Annotated in this window: 16 protein-coding genes; 3 read left to right on the forward strand and 13 right to left on the reverse strand. The window is 30.2% G+C overall.

The annotated features are described in order from the left end of the window. Positions 1-55 precede the first annotated feature (55 nt). The 3 genes from CPAL_RS03045 to CPAL_RS03055 form a co-directional block, all read right to left on the reverse strand. A complete protein-coding gene (locus CPAL_RS03045) occupies positions 56-697 on the reverse strand; it encodes a hypothetical protein (RefSeq protein WP_106024077.1) in 642 nt (213 codons plus the stop codon). An 89-nt stretch (positions 698-786) separates the two neighbouring features. Next, positions 787-1,641 carry a ferritin-like domain-containing protein gene (locus CPAL_RS03050; protein WP_061857015.1) on the reverse strand — a complete coding sequence of 285 codons (855 nt, stop codon included), beginning with the start codon at positions 1,639-1,641 and terminating at the stop codon, positions 787-789. 97 nt (positions 1,642-1,738) lie between these two features. Next, complete coding sequence (locus CPAL_RS03055) at positions 1,739-2,149, reverse strand: hypothetical protein (protein WP_061857016.1); 411 nt, start codon at positions 2,147-2,149, stop codon at positions 1,739-1,741. Positions 2,150-2,325: 176 nt separating this feature from the next. On the opposite strand from CPAL_RS03055, the gene CPAL_RS03060 reads away from it, so the two are divergent. After that, positions 2,326-3,696 (forward strand): YjiH family protein, encoded by a 1,371-nt coding sequence (locus CPAL_RS03060; protein WP_106024078.1) that lies wholly within the window; start codon positions 2,326-2,328, stop codon positions 3,694-3,696. A gap of 63 nt (positions 3,697-3,759) precedes the next feature. On the opposite strand, the gene CPAL_RS03065 is transcribed toward CPAL_RS03060, so the two are convergent. The 7 genes from CPAL_RS03065 to hflX all read right to left on the reverse strand — a co-directional run bounded on the left by CPAL_RS03065 (position 3,760) and on the right by hflX (position 10,622). Next, on the reverse strand, positions 3,760-4,500 hold the full coding sequence (locus CPAL_RS03065) for a YebC/PmpR family DNA-binding transcriptional regulator (protein ID WP_061857017.1): 741 nt from the start codon (positions 4,498-4,500) through the stop codon (positions 3,760-3,762). Positions 4,501-4,629: 129 nt separating this feature from the next. After that, positions 4,630-5,271 (reverse strand): YigZ family protein, encoded by a 642-nt coding sequence (locus CPAL_RS03070; RefSeq protein WP_061857018.1) that lies wholly within the window; start codon positions 5,269-5,271, stop codon positions 4,630-4,632. An 18-nt stretch (positions 5,272-5,289) separates the two neighbouring features. Beyond that, a complete protein-coding gene (locus CPAL_RS03075; protein WP_106024079.1) occupies positions 5,290-5,967 on the reverse strand; it encodes a HEAT repeat domain-containing protein in 678 nt (225 codons plus the stop codon). 18 nt (positions 5,968-5,985) lie between these two features. After that, positions 5,986-7,389: a MocR-like pyridoxine biosynthesis transcription factor PdxR gene (gene pdxR / locus CPAL_RS03080; RefSeq protein WP_106024080.1), complete on the reverse strand. Its 1,404-nt coding sequence runs from the start codon at positions 7,387-7,389 to the stop codon at positions 5,986-5,988. Positions 7,390-7,463: 74 nt separating this feature from the next. Next, a complete protein-coding gene (locus tag CPAL_RS03085; protein WP_106024081.1) occupies positions 7,464-8,363 on the reverse strand; it encodes a nucleotidyltransferase domain-containing protein in 900 nt (299 codons plus the stop codon). A 59-nt stretch (positions 8,364-8,422) separates the two neighbouring features. Then, positions 8,423-8,644 carry a hypothetical protein gene (locus CPAL_RS03090; protein ID WP_061857021.1) on the reverse strand — a complete coding sequence of 74 codons (222 nt, stop codon included), beginning with the start codon at positions 8,642-8,644 and terminating at the stop codon, positions 8,423-8,425. A 187-nt stretch (positions 8,645-8,831) separates the two neighbouring features. Further along, positions 8,832-10,622, reverse strand: coding sequence for a GTPase HflX (gene hflX / locus CPAL_RS03095; protein WP_061857022.1), 1,791 nt, complete (start codon positions 10,620-10,622; stop codon positions 8,832-8,834). Positions 10,623-10,736: 114 nt separating this feature from the next. Between hflX and hpt the strand changes: the two genes are divergently transcribed. Together hpt and CPAL_RS03105 are read left to right on the forward strand one after the other, a co-directional pair. Beyond that, positions 10,737-11,261, forward strand: coding sequence for a hypoxanthine phosphoribosyltransferase (gene hpt / locus CPAL_RS03100; protein WP_061857023.1), 525 nt, complete (start codon positions 10,737-10,739; stop codon positions 11,259-11,261). A 218-nt stretch (positions 11,262-11,479) separates the two neighbouring features. Then, positions 11,480-14,065, forward strand: a complete 2,586-nt coding sequence (locus tag CPAL_RS03105) for a transglycosylase domain-containing protein (protein ID WP_106024082.1) — start codon at positions 11,480-11,482, stop codon at positions 14,063-14,065. A 38-nt stretch (positions 14,066-14,103) separates the two neighbouring features. Here the strand turns inward: CPAL_RS03105 and spoVAE are convergent, their stop codons facing one another. From spoVAE to spoVAC, 3 genes are all read right to left on the reverse strand, one after another. Further along, complete coding sequence (spoVAE, locus tag CPAL_RS03110; protein WP_061857025.1) at positions 14,104-14,463, reverse strand: stage V sporulation protein AE; 360 nt, start codon at positions 14,461-14,463, stop codon at positions 14,104-14,106. A 1-nt stretch (position 14,464) separates the two neighbouring features. Then, positions 14,465-15,481, reverse strand: coding sequence for a stage V sporulation protein AD (spoVAD, locus tag CPAL_RS03115; protein ID WP_061857026.1), 1,017 nt, complete (start codon positions 15,479-15,481; stop codon positions 14,465-14,467). Between the two features lie 131 nt (positions 15,482-15,612). Next, on the reverse strand, positions 15,613-16,068 hold the full coding sequence (gene spoVAC / locus CPAL_RS03120) for a stage V sporulation protein AC (RefSeq protein WP_061857027.1): 456 nt from the start codon (positions 16,066-16,068) through the stop codon (positions 15,613-15,615). Between the last annotated feature and the right edge of the window lie 72 nt (positions 16,069-16,140).

Consider the following 16,140-nt stretch of genomic DNA (forward strand, 5'->3'; position numbering starts at 1 on the left):
CCATCACATCATTAAATGAAATATAATTTATAGCAAAAATAAGATATGAAACACCTTATTCAGGCATCTCATATCTTATATCAAAATCCTTTATACCATCATTTAATTTTTCAATACTGTCAAACTGTATAGATTCATCTCCATTTATTATATTGAATATATCCTGCTCTCTTAAACTATATATTTTTGTTCCAGTACCTTCTCTTTTTATAATGTTTCCATTTTCATCAAATATACTTCCATTGTTATCACTTTTAGCTATTACAATTTCATTGTTTTCACATAAAAGCACATATCTATTTGGCTTATATTTTATGGGTTCCCTAATCATTTCTACTTTCCCGTTATCAATTTTCTTCAACTTATACCCATATTTTTTATACTTTTCTTCTAAATCTACTCCTTTTTTACCTACTAGTCCTTCTTCTTCAGCAGTTTTACTTCTCTCTACAATAAATTTTCCGTTTTTATTGCAATTAATTTCAAACAAAATCTCGTCACCTTTATTTACTTGTTTTTTCAAAGCCTCTTCATCATATATTTTTTTCGCATTTGTATCAATGGCTAGCCCTTGGTACTGACTCTTAGAAATATTTGATGAATCTTTTTTATTAGTTTTTACTATATAATATCCTACTGAAAAAGTAAGAACTAATAAAATAGCAACTCCTAAAGAAAATAACTTCTTTTTTTCCATAATATCACTCCCTTGGTGGATATTATGGACAAAAAATGTGATATTTATACATATCAAAAATATTTTTCAACAAAAATATTTTGATTATATTATTCTGTTTCAACTAACTGAGGAATTATATATTTTTGAACAAATCCTTCTATATCAACTTTTTCTTTTAACTTTGTTAGTGCCGATTCTGTTAATTGTCCTAAACAATTTATTAGTACATCTTGTTTTATATTTAATTTTTCTTTATTTTCCCTTTTATCATCTTCCATATAAACACTTCTTACCCCTGCCATTATTCCTGGAATTATGACTTCTTCTAACATATTTTCTTCTATAAACTTTTCTTTTGCTTTATCAAAAACATTTTCGCTTACTTCACTTATAGATGCTCCTATTTTATTTACTTTTTCCGCAAGTCTCTTTTTTGTCTTTCCTTTGTGTTCTTTATTTTCTTTACAATGTATATGCTTTTTAGAAAGAGGATTTAAGTAAAGTATATAGTTATATTTTATTCCATGTTCCAGATTATCTGTAATAATCTCAAATAACATATCTCTATATAGAATATATGGAAGCTGATGTCTTATTTTTCTATAAGTTTCTACTGCTTTTAACTCTTTAAATAAAGCTTTTCTTATACCTTCAACATAGGATTTAGGCTTTTCAACTTTCTCACAATTATCCACATCTATGTCTCTTCCAGTAAGATCTCTGTAAATTCTTCTAAGCATAATGTTATGTTTTTTCTTATCATCCTTTATAGACTTAATTATCTCTTTTTGTTCTTTTGTAGGTGCCATGTCCACAAGACAATCATAGAACATTTCATCTTCCTTTTCTCCTGATACAGTTCTTTTGATTAACTTTAGAACATCATTTAAAGCTTTCTTATAAAAATCCGCCATAACATATGGTCCCATATTATTTTCCATATGATTTCTTATATATGCCATTAAAAAATTACCTCCTATAGTTTACTACCATATATATTATGAAGTTACTTCTAAAGTTGTAACACTTAATATATTCTTAATAAAATTATAATTTCTATCAGGTTATAAACTCAAAAGGCGGAATCACCGATGCTTGAACTTGTCCTAATGCGGTTTCATCAAACAACACTTTTGTTGATATAACTGCACCTACTATACTTAAAACACTGCCTATAAATTTAAGCATATTCAATTCTTCTGGTATAGGATTCTCCGAATTTCTATTTTCATTCACGTATATCATAGTAGATTGAGTTAAAATAATACCTGCAACTAATTTTATTAGCGCCGCTTGTAAAATTGCTATTGGATCTGTTGTAGATACAACAATGGCATCCCCTATAAGCATTAATCTATATCCAATATTTGATAAAGCCTTGGCTTCGGCCAGTGCCGTTTCAGATATATTATTAAATCCTTTTGATCTTATTTTTTTTTCTTTTTTACTTCTATCACGATTCCCCTCCACCTATACCACCTTCCTTAATATATAATATTTTTAGCAAAATATAAATGTACTTGAAATTAAACTTTAACTTAGGAAATTTTGTTTCAATAAAATTTTAATTAAGATATTGTAAAATTCTACGGTTTGTATTAATATAAGTACTGCTGCATAAATATAAAAATACTTAGGAGGAAATTATGATAGAAACAACTAATAAAAAAGAGAATAAATATTCTCTTAAAAGCTACTTTAAATTTCTTATACCCTCTTTTATAGGTATACTTCTATTCATGACACCTATACGTTTAGATAAAGAGATTACAATACCAGTTGCATTTTTTTCTCAAAATATTCAAATTTTTCTAGAAGATTATTTACCTTTAATAATGATGATTTTAATAATAATATCATCTTTTATAACAATAATTACTAAAATATTTAAACCTAAATTTATAACAAATAATGATTATTTAAAAAATCTCTTTGATATAACTCCAGCTTGGTTTTTAACCAGAATCTTGGGAATGATATTTGTAATATCTACTTTCTTTAAAATTGGAAGTGAGATTATATACTCAGAAGATACTGGTGGGCTTTTATTATATAGTCTCCTTCCTATATTATTTGCTGTTTTTTTATTCGCAGGTTTGTTTCTTCCTTTAATACTGGACTTTGGACTGCTTGAGTTTTTTGGAACTTTGCTTACTAAATTTATGAGACCAGTTTTTAACTTACCTGGGCGTTCGTCAGTTGACTGTATAGCATCTTGGCTTGGGGATGGAACTATAGGAGTTCTTTTAACAAGTAAACAATATGAAGACGGCTACTATTCAGCTAGAGAAGCTGCTGTAATAGGTACCTCTTTTTCTGCAGTATCTATTACATTTTCTTTAGTAGTTATTTCTCAAGTTAGGCTTGGACATATGTTCATACCATTTTATCTTACAGTAACTTTATCTAGTATAATAGCTGCATTTATAGTCCCAAGAATACCTCCTCTTTCTAAAAAACCTGACACTTATTATAATAACAATAAAAAAGCTGCTAGCGAGCTTATTCCAAATGGGTATTCTGCTTTTAGCTGGGGACTTTCGCAGGCAATAGAAAGAGCTGATAAAAATAATGATATAAAAAAGTTTTTCTTGGACGGAATAAAAAATGTTTTTGATATGTGGTTTGGAGTTACTCCAGTAGTCATGGCCTTAGGCACTCTTGCATTGATGTTTGCTGAATATACACCTATATTCAACTTACTTGGAATGCCTTTTATTCCATTGCTTAAAGTTTTAAGAGTACCAGAGGCTGCTTCTGCCGCTTCTACTCTAGTGGTTGGTTTTGCAGATATGTTTCTTCCTTCTGTAATAGCTGCTGGAACTATAAAAAGTGAACTTACTCGTTTTATAGTAGCTTGTATTTCAGTAACACAGCTCATATATATGTCTGAAGTAGGAGGCCTTTTAATAGGTTCCAAGATTCCAGTTGATTTAAAAGATTTATTTATTCTTTTCATTGAACGAACTTTAATAACCTTGCCAATTATAACTTTAATTGCCCATTTTTTATTCTAAATAGTACAAGCCCCGAAAAAGCATATTTAGTTACTTTTACGGGGCTTTTATTATTAACTATTTTTATCCTTCCCATCCATCAGGAAATTCTGCATTGTGGTAAACACTTTGCACGTCATCATCATCTTCAAGCATATCTAAAAGCTTTTGAACCTTTGGTGCTGTTTCCATATCAACTGACGTCATAACATCTGGTATCATTGTTACGTCTGCCTCTATAAAATTATACCCTGCCTTTTCAAGTTCTTCACGAACTGAAGAAAAGTCTGCTGGATCTGTTGTGATTTCAAACACCTCTTCTTCAGCATTGAAGTCTTCAGCACCTGCTTCTAATGCTTGCATCATTAATTCATCTTCATCAATTTCATCAGTTTTTTCGATTATAATCTGTCCCTTTCTCTGGAACATATATGACACACATCCAGTTGCACCTAGATTTCCGCCGCATTTATCAAAAATATGCCTTGCACTTGCAGCACTTCTATTTCTGTTATCTGTTAAGAACTTAACCATAACCGCAACTCCACCTGGTGCATATCCTTCATAAATTATTTCTTCATAGTTTACACCGCTAAGCTCCCCAGCACCCTTTTTAATTGCTCTTTCAATAGTATCATTAGGCATGTTTGCAGCCTTTGCTTTTGCAATAACGTCTCTTAACTTAGAATTTGTTTCTGGATTTGAGCCTCCATCTCTAGCCGCTAAAATAAGCTCTCTACCTATTTTAGTGAATATCTTACCTTTTTTAGCATCATTTTTACTTTTTTTAGCTTGTATATTATGCCACTTAGAATGTCCTGACATAAAAATTCCCCCTAACTAGTTATGTATTACTTCAAATCGAAAATATGTTTATTCTAATAGATCCTCTTTGTTAAACAGTCGCCTAATATTATATCACAAGCAACAATTTCATTTCAAATTATTGTTCTACTATTCATATAGCCTGTTTCCAAGCTTAAAGTAGTATCTTTTCTCATCTTCTTTAAACTCTGATTTTCCAGAAGTGCATTCTGTAATTGTATTTTTTATTTCCTCCACTTTATCAATTTCAGTTAGAATAGTTAAGTTTACCTTGTCTGTATAATCTGTATTTTCAATATGCCATAGGTTTTGAGCACATACATATTGAACTTTACCTAATAAATCATAATCTAATTTTATGTTTAAAGGCAATCCTTCTACCTTTTCCACTATACCAGCCTTACTTATAGCTAATGCAGCTCCTTTTGAATATGCTCTTACTAATCCTCCTGCCCCTAACAAAATTCCTCCAAAATACCTTGTTACTACAACAGCAATATCAGTAACTTCATTTTTCTTTATTACTTCTAATACTGGAATACCAGCTGTCCCTTGAGGTTCCCCATCATCACTATATCTTTGAATTCCCATGTTTTCTCCAATTATGTATGCGTAAACATTATGTGTTGCTGTTTTATGTTTGTTTTTTATCTTATTTACAAATTCTTTAGCTTCTTCTTCAGTGTGTACTCTTTTAGCATGGCCTATGAAAATAGATTTTTTCTCTTCAAACTCTTCTATTGCTTCATCTTTTATCGTAAAGTATCCCATAAAATTCCCCCTTAAAAATTATGTATTCTGCTGCGGCAGTAAAGTGGATATACTCTCAAAATATTTCTCTGAAGCTCTTTTTAAATAAGACTTTTCAGTAGTATTTTTTATGTGTTCTATTTTAGACTTTGCTTTTATGCTTTTAATCTTTTCTAAAGCCTTAATAGCGTACATAACTACTTGAGAATTTTCATCATCTAAAGCTCTTATTAAAGCTATTTCACACTTATTACTTCCTATTTTACCCATAGCAGATACTGCCATTCTCCTTATATTTACAAACTTATTCACGGATGCTTTAAGTATAATATCTATGCTTTCTATGTCTTTTAACTCACCTAATATCCAGACTGCAGCTTCTTTATCTTTAGGATACATATCAGCATAGTTATTCCTAATAAATTGTATTAACCTTTTCTTATTTCCTTCATCTATAGAATTTAAAACTTCAAGTTTATCCCTTTTCCCAGCAAGTTTTATTGCATCAAAAAATTCCTTAGTGTTGTTGCTTTTTGCTAAGAACCTATATTTTATTTTTCCTTCTATTATGTGGTTTTGTACAGTTGTTCTGTCCATATTTCTTATTCTACATATGGCATCTATACTTTTCCCCTCTGAAAATAGAAAATATGTAATATCTTCATCACTATAATCTTCTATTGCATTCCAATCAAATCTCATAAGCCCTTTTTTCATATTACATTGCTCATCCTTTTATTGTAACAATTTGTTTATTATTTTTATCCCATTTTCAATTTCATCCTTATCAGTTACAGAAAACCCCAATCTAAAGTGTTTTTCTCCTTCTATGCTGTTCTTATAAAATAAACCCCCAGGTGTTATTATTACTTTATTTCTTTTGCACTTATTAAATAGTTCAATGGAGCTTATATTTATTTTATCTTTTATCTTTAAGTAAAAACTCAGTCCTCCTCCTGGGCTGTGAAAATCTACTTTCGCACTAAGTATATCATTTATGCACTTTTCCATAACTAAATATCTGTTTTTATATGCCTCATTGAGAAATCTTATATGTTTTATCCAATATCCCTCATTTATATATAAATCCAATGCTCTCTGCATTAAACTTGAAGTTGTAATATCCGTATTGACTTTAGAATTCTGCATACTCTCACTAAATTTTATTGGAGGTAATAAATACCCAATTCTTATGCCTGGAAGAAAAATCTTTGAAAAACTTTTTATGTATATAACTCTATCATATATATCTAAACTTTTAAAACTCCTATATTCTATATTATCATCATATATAAGCTCTGACAAATAGTCATCCTCTATAATATAAAAATCATATTCTTCAGCTAAATTTAAAATCTCTTTTTTCTTTTCTATGCTATATGTGCTTCCCGTTGGATTTTGAAAATAACTCATTACATAAAAACATTTTACTTTATTCTTTTTTAATATTTTTTTTAACCTATTTATATCCGCTCCGTCTTCAAGCATATCTACTTCTAGGATGTTAGCTCTTCTGCTTTTAAAAACATTCAACGCTCCGCTATATGTAGGTTTTTCTACTAGCACGTTATCATTAATGTTGATTATTGCCTTTGCTGCTATATCTATACCTTGTTGTGCTCCAGAAACTATAAGTATATTATCACTATTAAGCTTATTTTTCCAAAAATACTTATTGATACTTTTTCTTAGGCCATCATAGCCTAAAGAATCTTGATAAGTAAAGGCTTCAGCACCATCTCTATCTAAAACCTTATTCAAGATTTTTTTAAAATTTTCTACTGGAAAAAACTTACTACAAGTCGCCTCTCCAGTAAAATCTATATAGCCTTTTAAAGTTCCTCCATTTATCTTTTTGTATATACTTGAATACTCCTTTAGTAAGTTCCTATTGGCTTCTCTTTCTTTTACATAGGTGCCACTTCCTATTTTTCTAACAGCCACACCCTCATGTTCCAATTTACTATAGGCATTAACTATAGTGACAGTGTTTACATTCAATATCTTTGACAAATCCCTAATAGATGGAAGTTTTTCTCCCTCTGCAATTTTTTTAATATGTATCAGTTTTTTTATATGATTTGCAACTTGAACGTACTTAGGCTCCTCTTCATCAAATTTAATATAATACTTATCCATAAATTCACTCCTCTATATTTAAAATAAATTTGGCATACCTTTTCTAGTTTCAGAAATGTGCATGCCAAGCGATTTTATATAAAATATACTTTTTCTTTAAATAATAAATTATTAAGCTCATCCTTATGTTCTCTGCTCTCCTTTTTAATAATGCCCTTTTCCCATAATTTCACTAAAATCCCCTCAAAGTCAATATCATATCCTTTAAAAAAATCATCTTTTCTAATATCCTCTGAGCTTAAAAAACAATCTTTTTCTTTCATATAATTTATTAATAGGCTTGCATATTTTTTTAAGTTTTCATCTATATTATCTTCAAAAAAAGTTAAAATGTTTTGTATAGCATCATAGCTTTCTTCTTTAGATGTGAAAAACAAATCATCTATAAGCCTTTTTAAATCATCATTTAAATTCATAGCCATAGTCACAACATCTTTGCCTATCATATATCCAGAAGAATTTATATATACCTTTGAGAATTCTTCAACACACTTTACTGCATAGCTGTATGCCATATAAATCCCATTATTATACAAATACTTTTTACATACACCAATACTTTTTATTAAATCTCCTAAATAAACCATATTCCATTTTTCCCTATCCACATCTGGATAATATCTCCCTAAATCATAATGGGCTGTAATCTCTTCATCCTTAGAAAATACTAATCTAGAAGATACGAATACTCTATGAATAAATCCTCCAATCAGCTCTTCTTTATGCATCTCTAGTAAACTCTTTTTGCTCATAAGCTTAATGTGTACTGGTATGCCTTTTTCTTCTGTATATATATTTCTTATATCTCTTATATTTTCTTTTGATATAACAAACAAATCTATGTCTGAACCTTCCCAAAGATCTCCTGTTACAATACTTCCAAACACCATAGCCGCAAGTATAGAATCATTAGATTTAAGTCTATCAACTAATGATTTAAAAGCTTTTTGATACTTCATAATAGTACTTAGCACTAAAATCTCCCCTTATTATTATTCTATTATAAACATAGGATGAGCCAAATACAACTTTCTTACATAATCACTCTTCTCACTAAAGTATCTTCCATAAAGTCACATTTACTGCATTTAAAAAGATGGAGGCAATAATCTCCAATATCATAGATAGGGTCATCTGCACTATAATCATTAAAATACTCTTGCTTCCTTCCCTTATCTACCATTTCACTTCCGCAATTTTTACATTTATACTTTATATCATTTATTTTATTGCACACCGGACAAACCTTTTCCATAATGATTCCTCCATATTAATAATCCAGAATATTTTTATTTTTTCTAACATTATCCCATAAACCTTACAAATTCAGTAGTAAAAATTATAATCTTTTTTGCAAAAAAGATTATAATAAAGATTATAATTTTTTATAGTGCATTATATATCTAGATATTTTCAATTTATTTGCTGCGATTTTATATATCTTAATATGATTTAATGTATTGTTTGCATTTATTGTAAATCTCTTCATCTACCATAGCTGTTATATGAGTTCCCATCTCTTCGTACTCCTCTTTCAAAACTTTAGCACTTCTATGAAGTAATGCTACTGCAGCGCTGTCAGTATAAGGAATTATATATTCTACTTTTCTTAATGGATTAGGAAGAACTTTTGATACACTATTAAGGAGTTCATCTAAATTAAAGCCTTCTTTAGCCGAAATTTTAACTATGTTTATATTATTATATTCATCTTCTAAGGCTTTTATATCTTCTTCTGATGCCATATCAATTTTATTTAATACTAGTATAGTGGGCTTATTATCAGCATGTAATTCTTTTAAAACTTCATTGACCGCATCTATTTGTTCTTTAGCTTTATGCGATGATGAATCTACAACATGAATAAGCAAATCTGAACTAACAACTTCTTCTAATGTGGATTTAAATGCTTCTATTAAATCATGAGGCAGTTTTCTTATAAATCCTACTGTATCAGTTAAAGTTATAAGTCTATTATCAGGTAGTACTAAAGCTCTAGTAGTTACATCTAAGGTTGCAAATAACATATCTGCCTCAAATACTTCATCCTTTTGAACTAAATCTTTTGGACATGCTATTTGACATAACTTATTTCTTAGTGTAGACTTTCCTGCATTAGTATACCCAACTAAAGAAACTCTAGGTATGTTTTCCCTGCTCCTTTTATCTCTTTGTATTTCTCTATTCTTTTTAATTTTAGCAAGTTCTCTGTTAAGATCATAAATTCTTTCTTTTATATGTCTCTTATCCGTTTCTAATTTTTTCTCTCCTGGTCCTCTAGTTCCAATTCCTCCACCAGTTCTAGATAATACTGTACCCATACCTGTAAGCCTTGGAAGCCTGTATTTTAATTGAGCAAGTTCAACTTGAATTTTTGCTTCTTTACTTCTTGCTCTGCGTGCAAATATTTCAAGAATTAAAGTAGTTCTATCTATTACTTTTGACCCAATAGCATCCTCTAAGTTTCTAATTTGTGCTGCAGATAATTCATCATCGAAAATTACTACATTAGCATTCCTTGCCTGCCTCTCCATAGCTACTTCATCTACTTTACCTTCTCCTATATAAAAAGCTGTATCTATTTTATTTCTTTTTTGAAGTATCTTACCTACAGTAGTTACATTGCATGCCTTTGCTAATTCCTCTAATTCCTCTAAACTTTCCTCATCTTCTATTCCGACTAAAATAGCTCTTTCACCTTTATCTTCATGAATTTCGTTTTCAATTATATTTTTCTCTATGTTTTCAATTACATTAAGAATATTAACCTTTAAAGCTTCTTCAATTTTTAATGGTTTTGTAACTTCAGCTATTAACTTATCGTCTTTTATTCCACAAAATCCTAAGGTTATTTCTTTAGCTTTTCCATTCTCTACCCCAATAGCAGCCATACAATCCAGTTTCAATTTCACCAGAGCTGAAATATCTAAACCTGACAGAGTCGAATATCCATTAGGATGAGTATGTAGTATCCTCACTCCTGATAATTTTTTATTTTTCAAATCTACTATAGGCATCTCAACAGTAGAACTATCTCCTATAGCTACATATTCCACATTTCCTTTTCTATCTATTGCAACACTTATCTCTTTATTTATATCTTCAGTGATGCTGCTTATAACCTCTATAATTTCAAGGTTAGATATCATGTCCTTATCTACTTTAAAATCGTATAATGAATCGAGTTTTCGTAAAATTGTTTTCTTTATTCCTTCAATATTTCCATATATCATTTTTTTCCCTCTTTTCTAGAGTTTTTTCTCATAATATAATATTCCCCTTGACAACTTTCATATTATTTTATACTATAAAACCAATGTTGTAAATACTGAGTGGAGAGGGTTTAAATGGAGAATGGAAAAAGAAATATACTAATAACTGAAGAACAAATTCAAAACAAGGTTAAAGAGTTAGGAGCTTTAATTTCAAAAGATTATGAAGGAAAAAATCTTTATGTACTTTCACTTCTTAGAGGTAGCTTTATATACACAGCTGACTTAGTAAGGCAAATAACTGTTCCTACTAAAATTGGTTTTATGACAACTTCAAGCTATGAACACAATGAAAGCTCTTCTGGTCATGTAAAAGTTGTAAATGATGTTCCAGATGATATTACTGGATATGATGTACTTATAGTTGATGACATTGTTGATACAGGTATAACAATGAAATTTGTAATAGAACATGTCAAATCTTTAGGTGCAAATAGCGTGAAAAGTTGTGTTCTACTAGATAAACCAGATAGAAGAAAGGTTGAAATTGAGCCTGACTATTGTTGTTTTAAAATTCCTGATGTATTTGTAGTTGGATATGGTTTAAACTATGGTGATTATTTCAGAAATGTACCATATGTATTTAATTGGGAAAAATAAAAATTACTATGTAATTACATAGTAATTTTTATTTTTTTATTCTATTTTGTCGGAATAAGTTACACCTTGTCGTATTTGCATACATAATTGTATTATCAAAAACATAAAAATAGTGTATAATTTCATTGTATACTATTTTTATATTTATGCTATTTAATTTGTGCTATTTAATATTTTATTTTCATAGCCTATCCATCAGTTTTTAAGGAGGAACATATATGATTGAAAATAAAAATAACACACCTTCTGCTAAACCGGAAAAGAGCAAAAAAAAGAAAAAGAAAAATGGATTTAAAGTTTTTAAAATTATATTATTATCATTATTAGTTATATGTGTGTTGATTGGAGTGGCCGCTGGAGGACTCGCACTTGCAGTCATAAAAACTGCGCCTGATTTAGACATAAATGAAATTATTGCTGCTAGTGAAGCCTCTAAGATTTATGATGACAAAGGTAATTATGTGGACAGCATAATTACTCCTCACAAAAAAACAGTAATTAAGTATGAAGATATGCCTAAAAATCTTATTAATGCTTTTGTAAGCATTGAAGATGAACGTTTTTTTAAGCACAAAGGTATAGATTTAAAAAGAATTGCTGGTGTTACATTAACACATATTAAAAATACACTTCAGGGGAAATCTGCTCTTGAAGGCGGTGGAGGTTCCACTATTACACAACAGCTATTAAAAACTACGCTTTATGAATTCCAGAATGAAACCTTTGCACAAAAAATAAAAAGAAAAGTTCAAGAATGGTATTTAGCTCCTAAGCTTGAAAAAAAGATAGGTAAAAAAGCTATATTAGAAGCTTATTTAAATACTATATTTTTAGGTGGTAGAGCCATAGGTGTTGAGGCCGCTGCTCAACAATATTTTGGAACTTCTGCTAAGAACTTAAATCTTATACAATGCGCCTTTATTGCTGGTTTAACTCAAAGTCCATCTGTATATTATCCATATTCTAAAACCTCAACAAAGGATCCTTCTAAATATATAAATAGAACAAAAACAGTTCTTAGCAAAATGAAAGAAAATGGTTATATTTCTGATAAGGAATATGAAGATGCCATAGCTGAATTAAATATAGAAAAGAGTTCAGTAACACAGGATAAAGATGTCCAAACTCTAGGAAAAACTGTACTTGGAAGAGCTACTTCTAAAGACGATAGATATAATTTTGAATGGTTCTCAAGAGCAGTTGTGAGTGATGTAAAAAAAGACTTAAAAGAAGTCTATAATTATACCGATGATGAAATTGAAAACTTATTAATGAATGGTAATTTGAAAATTTACAGTACAATGAATAAAGATCTTCAAACTAAAGCACAGCAGATTTTAGATGAAGATTCTAAGTTGAACAGTTTTTCTCGTACTGATAAAAACAATATAGTTCACCCTCAAGCTTCTTTAGTAATTACAGATTATCATACTGGTGAAGTCAAAGTAATAATAGGTGGTAGAGGAAAACAGCCTGCTATGTCTTATAATAGAGCATTAGACGCTAAGGTACCACCTGGTTCTAGTATAAAACCATTAACTGTTTATGCCCCTGCAATTGATACGAAACTTGCTACAGCTGCTACTGTAATAGAGGATTCACCTCTTTCACCGGAACTGGCAAACAAGTATGGCTCCAACGGAAAACCTTGGCAACCAAAGAACTCTAATGGAGTATATTCTGGGTACTTGAACATGAGAAACGCTATAAAGGATTCTGTGAATTTATATGCAATAAAATTGGAAGACATGATTGGCTTAGATACAGGTGTTAGATATGGAGAAAAATTTGGTATAAAATTTGATGATGCAGATAAACATAGTATAGCTGCTTTAGCTCTTGGCGAGCTAAGTTATGGTACAAATACTTTTACCATGGCTAATGCTTATGGAGTTTTTGGTAATAATGGTCTATATACAGAGCCTAGACTATATACACGAGTTGTAGATAGAACAGGTAATACTATACTGGAAACTAAAATTGAAACTCGAAAAGTAATATCTCCTCAAGCAGCTTATATAATGTATGACTTACTAAAAGAACCTGTAAGAGGTGGTACTGCTTATCGAGCTAATGACAGTTATACTAGTGATATACCACTAGCTGGAAAAACCGGTTCTTCTACTAATTTTAAGAATGTATGGTTTTCTGGACTTACTCCTTACTACTCAGGTTCTATATGGATAGAAAATAAATATCAACAGGCTATTTACAGCAGTCATGCAGCTTACTTATTTGGTAAAATAATGAACGAAGCAGTTAAAGACCTTCCTGTTAAGGATATTACTCCTCCTTCAGGTATAACAAGTTCAGCAGTAGATAGAGTATCTGGATTGCTCCCTTCTGAACTATCCTATAGAGATCCTAGAGGAAGTCAGGTTTATACTGAATTATTTATAAAAGGTACCGTTCCTACTACTGTAGATAATATTCACGTTGAGGCTCTAGTAAACAAATTTAATGGTAAATTAGCTACTCCTTTTACACCTTCAAGCTTAACTGAATCTAGAGTGTTTATAAGAAGAGATTATATTCCTAGTGTTCCATTAGCAGATCAACAATATGTACTGCCTAGGTCAGAAGATAATAGCACTCAATATTCTACAGATAAGCTAGAAAATGAAGTTCCTGATGATGATTTAATAGATGAAGATTTAGAGGATACAGATGATGAAGAAGACGAAAAAAATATAGGTGATGATACCGATAATTTTAAAGGTAATTCAAACAATGAAAAAAATGATAGACCTGTAAACAATACTAATGATTTTATTTCCAAATTTAAAAATAAAAATAATGATTAAAATTAAATGGAAACCAAAATTTTGGTTTCCATTTAATTTTATGTTTTTGATTTAGGATTAAAAATTAATGCCATTAAATATCCAAAAAGAATTGCTGCACTTATTCCAGCTGCAGTACCTTTTATTCCTCCTGTAAAAGCTCCTAAAAATCCTCTTTCATCTACTTCCTTTATTACAGATTTGGCTAGGTTATATCCGAAACCAGGAAGAGGTATACTAGCTCCTGCTTTCCCGTATTTTATTATAGGATCATATATTTTTAATGCTCCAAGTATTACACCACTTGTAACAAATATCACTAATATTCTTCCAGGCGTTAGCTTTGTCTTATCCATGAGAATCTGTGCTATAACACAAATTATTCCTCCTACTAGAAAAGCCATAATATAATCATTCATATTATTTACCTCCAAACTCTATGGATATTGCATGAGCAATACCTGGTATACTTTCACCTTGAAGTGATGTTGTAGGGCTCATCAATGCTCCTGTAGATACTAGCAATACTTTTTTGAAGTTCCCTTTTAGCATATTTTTATATATATAACCACAACTTACTACAGCAGAACAACCGCATCCACTTCCTCCACACTGGACATTCTGCCTTTCTTTATCAAATATTTCATCTCCGCAATCGATGTAATTTTCACTCAAATCATAATCATATTCTTTTATAAGTTCTATTGTGATTTTTTTACCTAGCATTCCTAAATCACCAGTAGCAATTAAATCATAATCTTGAGGACTTCTACCTGTATCTAAAAAGTGCTGTTTTAATGTATCTACTGCAGCTGGAGCCATAGCTGATCCCATATCATTAGCATCAGTTTGGCCATAGTCTTTTATCTTTCCTAAAGTCACATAAGTAATATAAGGAAAGTTTCCATTCTTCCCCAAAAGCATTGCTCCAGAACCAGTTACAGTCCATTGAGCTGTAGGTGTTCTTTGGCTTCCCATTTCTAATGGAAATCTAAACTGTCTTTCTGCAGATGAAAAATGTGATGAGGTTGCTGCAATTGTATAGTCAGCATAATCTGCATCTATTAATAAAGACGCAACAGCTAAAGACTCTGACATAGTAGAACATGCTCCATAAAGGCCTAAAAAAGGTATGTCTATGTCTCTAGCTGCAAAATTTGATGCAGCGGTTTGATTTAATAAGTCACCAGCCACTAAGTAATGAATATCCTGTTCTTTTAAACCAGCTTTCTTTATTGTTTCTTTTATTGCTTTATACATTATACTGCTTTCCGCCTTTTCAAAGCTATCCTCTCCATTTAAATCATCTTCCAGTATAATATCAAAATAATCTTTTAAAGGTCCATCACCTTCCTTAGGACCTACAATACTTGTTGTAGCAATTATTTTAGGCTTATTATCTAACCTTATTGTTTGACTTCCTGCCCTTTTTGTCATATAAACACCCCTTTTTTATAATAAGCAATATTCTTAAGTGTAAAATTATTTTGAAGTAAAAAAACTTAAATCAAACTTAGCTCAAATAGTTTAGTTTTTAAGTAAAATGGCTAAATTTTATCCTTTAATCATTAAAATAATGTCATAAAATAATAAATAATTCCCACTATAATTGATGAGCCAATGCCATATACAAGGACTGGACCTGCTATGGTAAACATTTTTGCTGCTACTCCAAAAACAAAACCTTCCTTTTTAAACTCCATAGCAGGAGCTACAATAGAGTTTGCAAATCCTGTTATTGGTACTACGGATCCTGCTCCTGCAAAATCTCCTATTTTATCATAGACACCAATTCCAGTTAGTAATGAGCCTAAAAAAATCATGGTAATAGATACAAAAGCTCCTGTTTCCTCTACTCCAAGACCAAGATTACCATAGATTTCATTAAATACTTGACCTATATCACAAATAAGTCCTCCTACTACAAAAGCTTTTATACAATCTTTTGCTAAGTTTGATTTAGGCATCTCTTTATTTGTTATGTCTTTAAATCTTTTCATTAAATGCTCTTCTTTAACCTTCATATCCATACCTTCCTATTATAATTTTTGTTTATACTTATTTTTCGCAATAAAAAATTTTTTAAACAAAAATTT

Origin of the sequence: Clostridium thermopalmarium DSM 5974, assembly GCF_002995795.1 — a bacterium.
Lineage (GTDB): Bacteria > Bacillota > Clostridia > Clostridiales > Clostridiaceae > Clostridium_H > Clostridium_H thermopalmarium.

Bases quoted from the DNA above. Each gene is read 5' to 3' on its own strand.
- CPAL_RS03105 (WP_106024082.1), top strand. From the start codon at position 11,480: ATGATTGAAAATAAAAATAACACACCTTCTGCTAAACCGGAAAAGAGC.
- hflX (WP_061857022.1), bottom strand. From the start codon at position 10,622: ATGATATATGGAAATATTGAAGGAATAAAGAAAACAATTTTACGAAAA.
- CPAL_RS03090 (WP_061857021.1), bottom strand. From the start codon at position 8,644: ATGGAAAAGGTTTGTCCGGTGTGCAATAAAATAAATGATATAAAGTAT.
- CPAL_RS03045 (WP_106024077.1), bottom strand. From the start codon at position 697: ATGGAAAAAAAGAAGTTATTTTCTTTAGGAGTTGCTATTTTATTAGTT.
- CPAL_RS03070 (WP_061857018.1), bottom strand. From the start codon at position 5,271: ATGGGATACTTTACGATAAAAGATGAAGCAATAGAAGAGTTTGAAGAG.
- CPAL_RS03050 (WP_061857015.1), bottom strand. From the start codon at position 1,641: ATGGCATATATAAGAAATCATATGGAAAATAATATGGGACCATATGTT.
- CPAL_RS03065 (WP_061857017.1), bottom strand. From the start codon at position 4,500: ATGTCAGGACATTCTAAGTGGCATAATATACAAGCTAAAAAAAGTAAA.
- spoVAD (WP_061857026.1), bottom strand. From the start codon at position 15,481: ATGACAAAAAGGGCAGGAAGTCAAACAATAAGGTTAGATAATAAGCCT.
- hpt (WP_061857023.1), top strand. From the start codon at position 10,737: ATGGAGAATGGAAAAAGAAATATACTAATAACTGAAGAACAAATTCAA.
- CPAL_RS03075 (WP_106024079.1), bottom strand. From the start codon at position 5,967: ATGAAAAAAGGGCTTATGAGATTTGATTGGAATGCAATAGAAGATTAT.
- spoVAC (WP_061857027.1), bottom strand. From the start codon at position 16,068: ATGAAGGTTAAAGAAGAGCATTTAATGAAAAGATTTAAAGACATAACA.
- pdxR (WP_106024080.1), bottom strand. From the start codon at position 7,389: ATGGATAAGTATTATATTAAATTTGATGAAGAGGAGCCTAAGTACGTT.
- CPAL_RS03060 (WP_106024078.1), top strand. From the start codon at position 2,326: ATGATAGAAACAACTAATAAAAAAGAGAATAAATATTCTCTTAAAAGC.
- spoVAE (WP_061857025.1), bottom strand. From the start codon at position 14,463: ATGAATGATTATATTATGGCTTTTCTAGTAGGAGGAATAATTTGTGTT.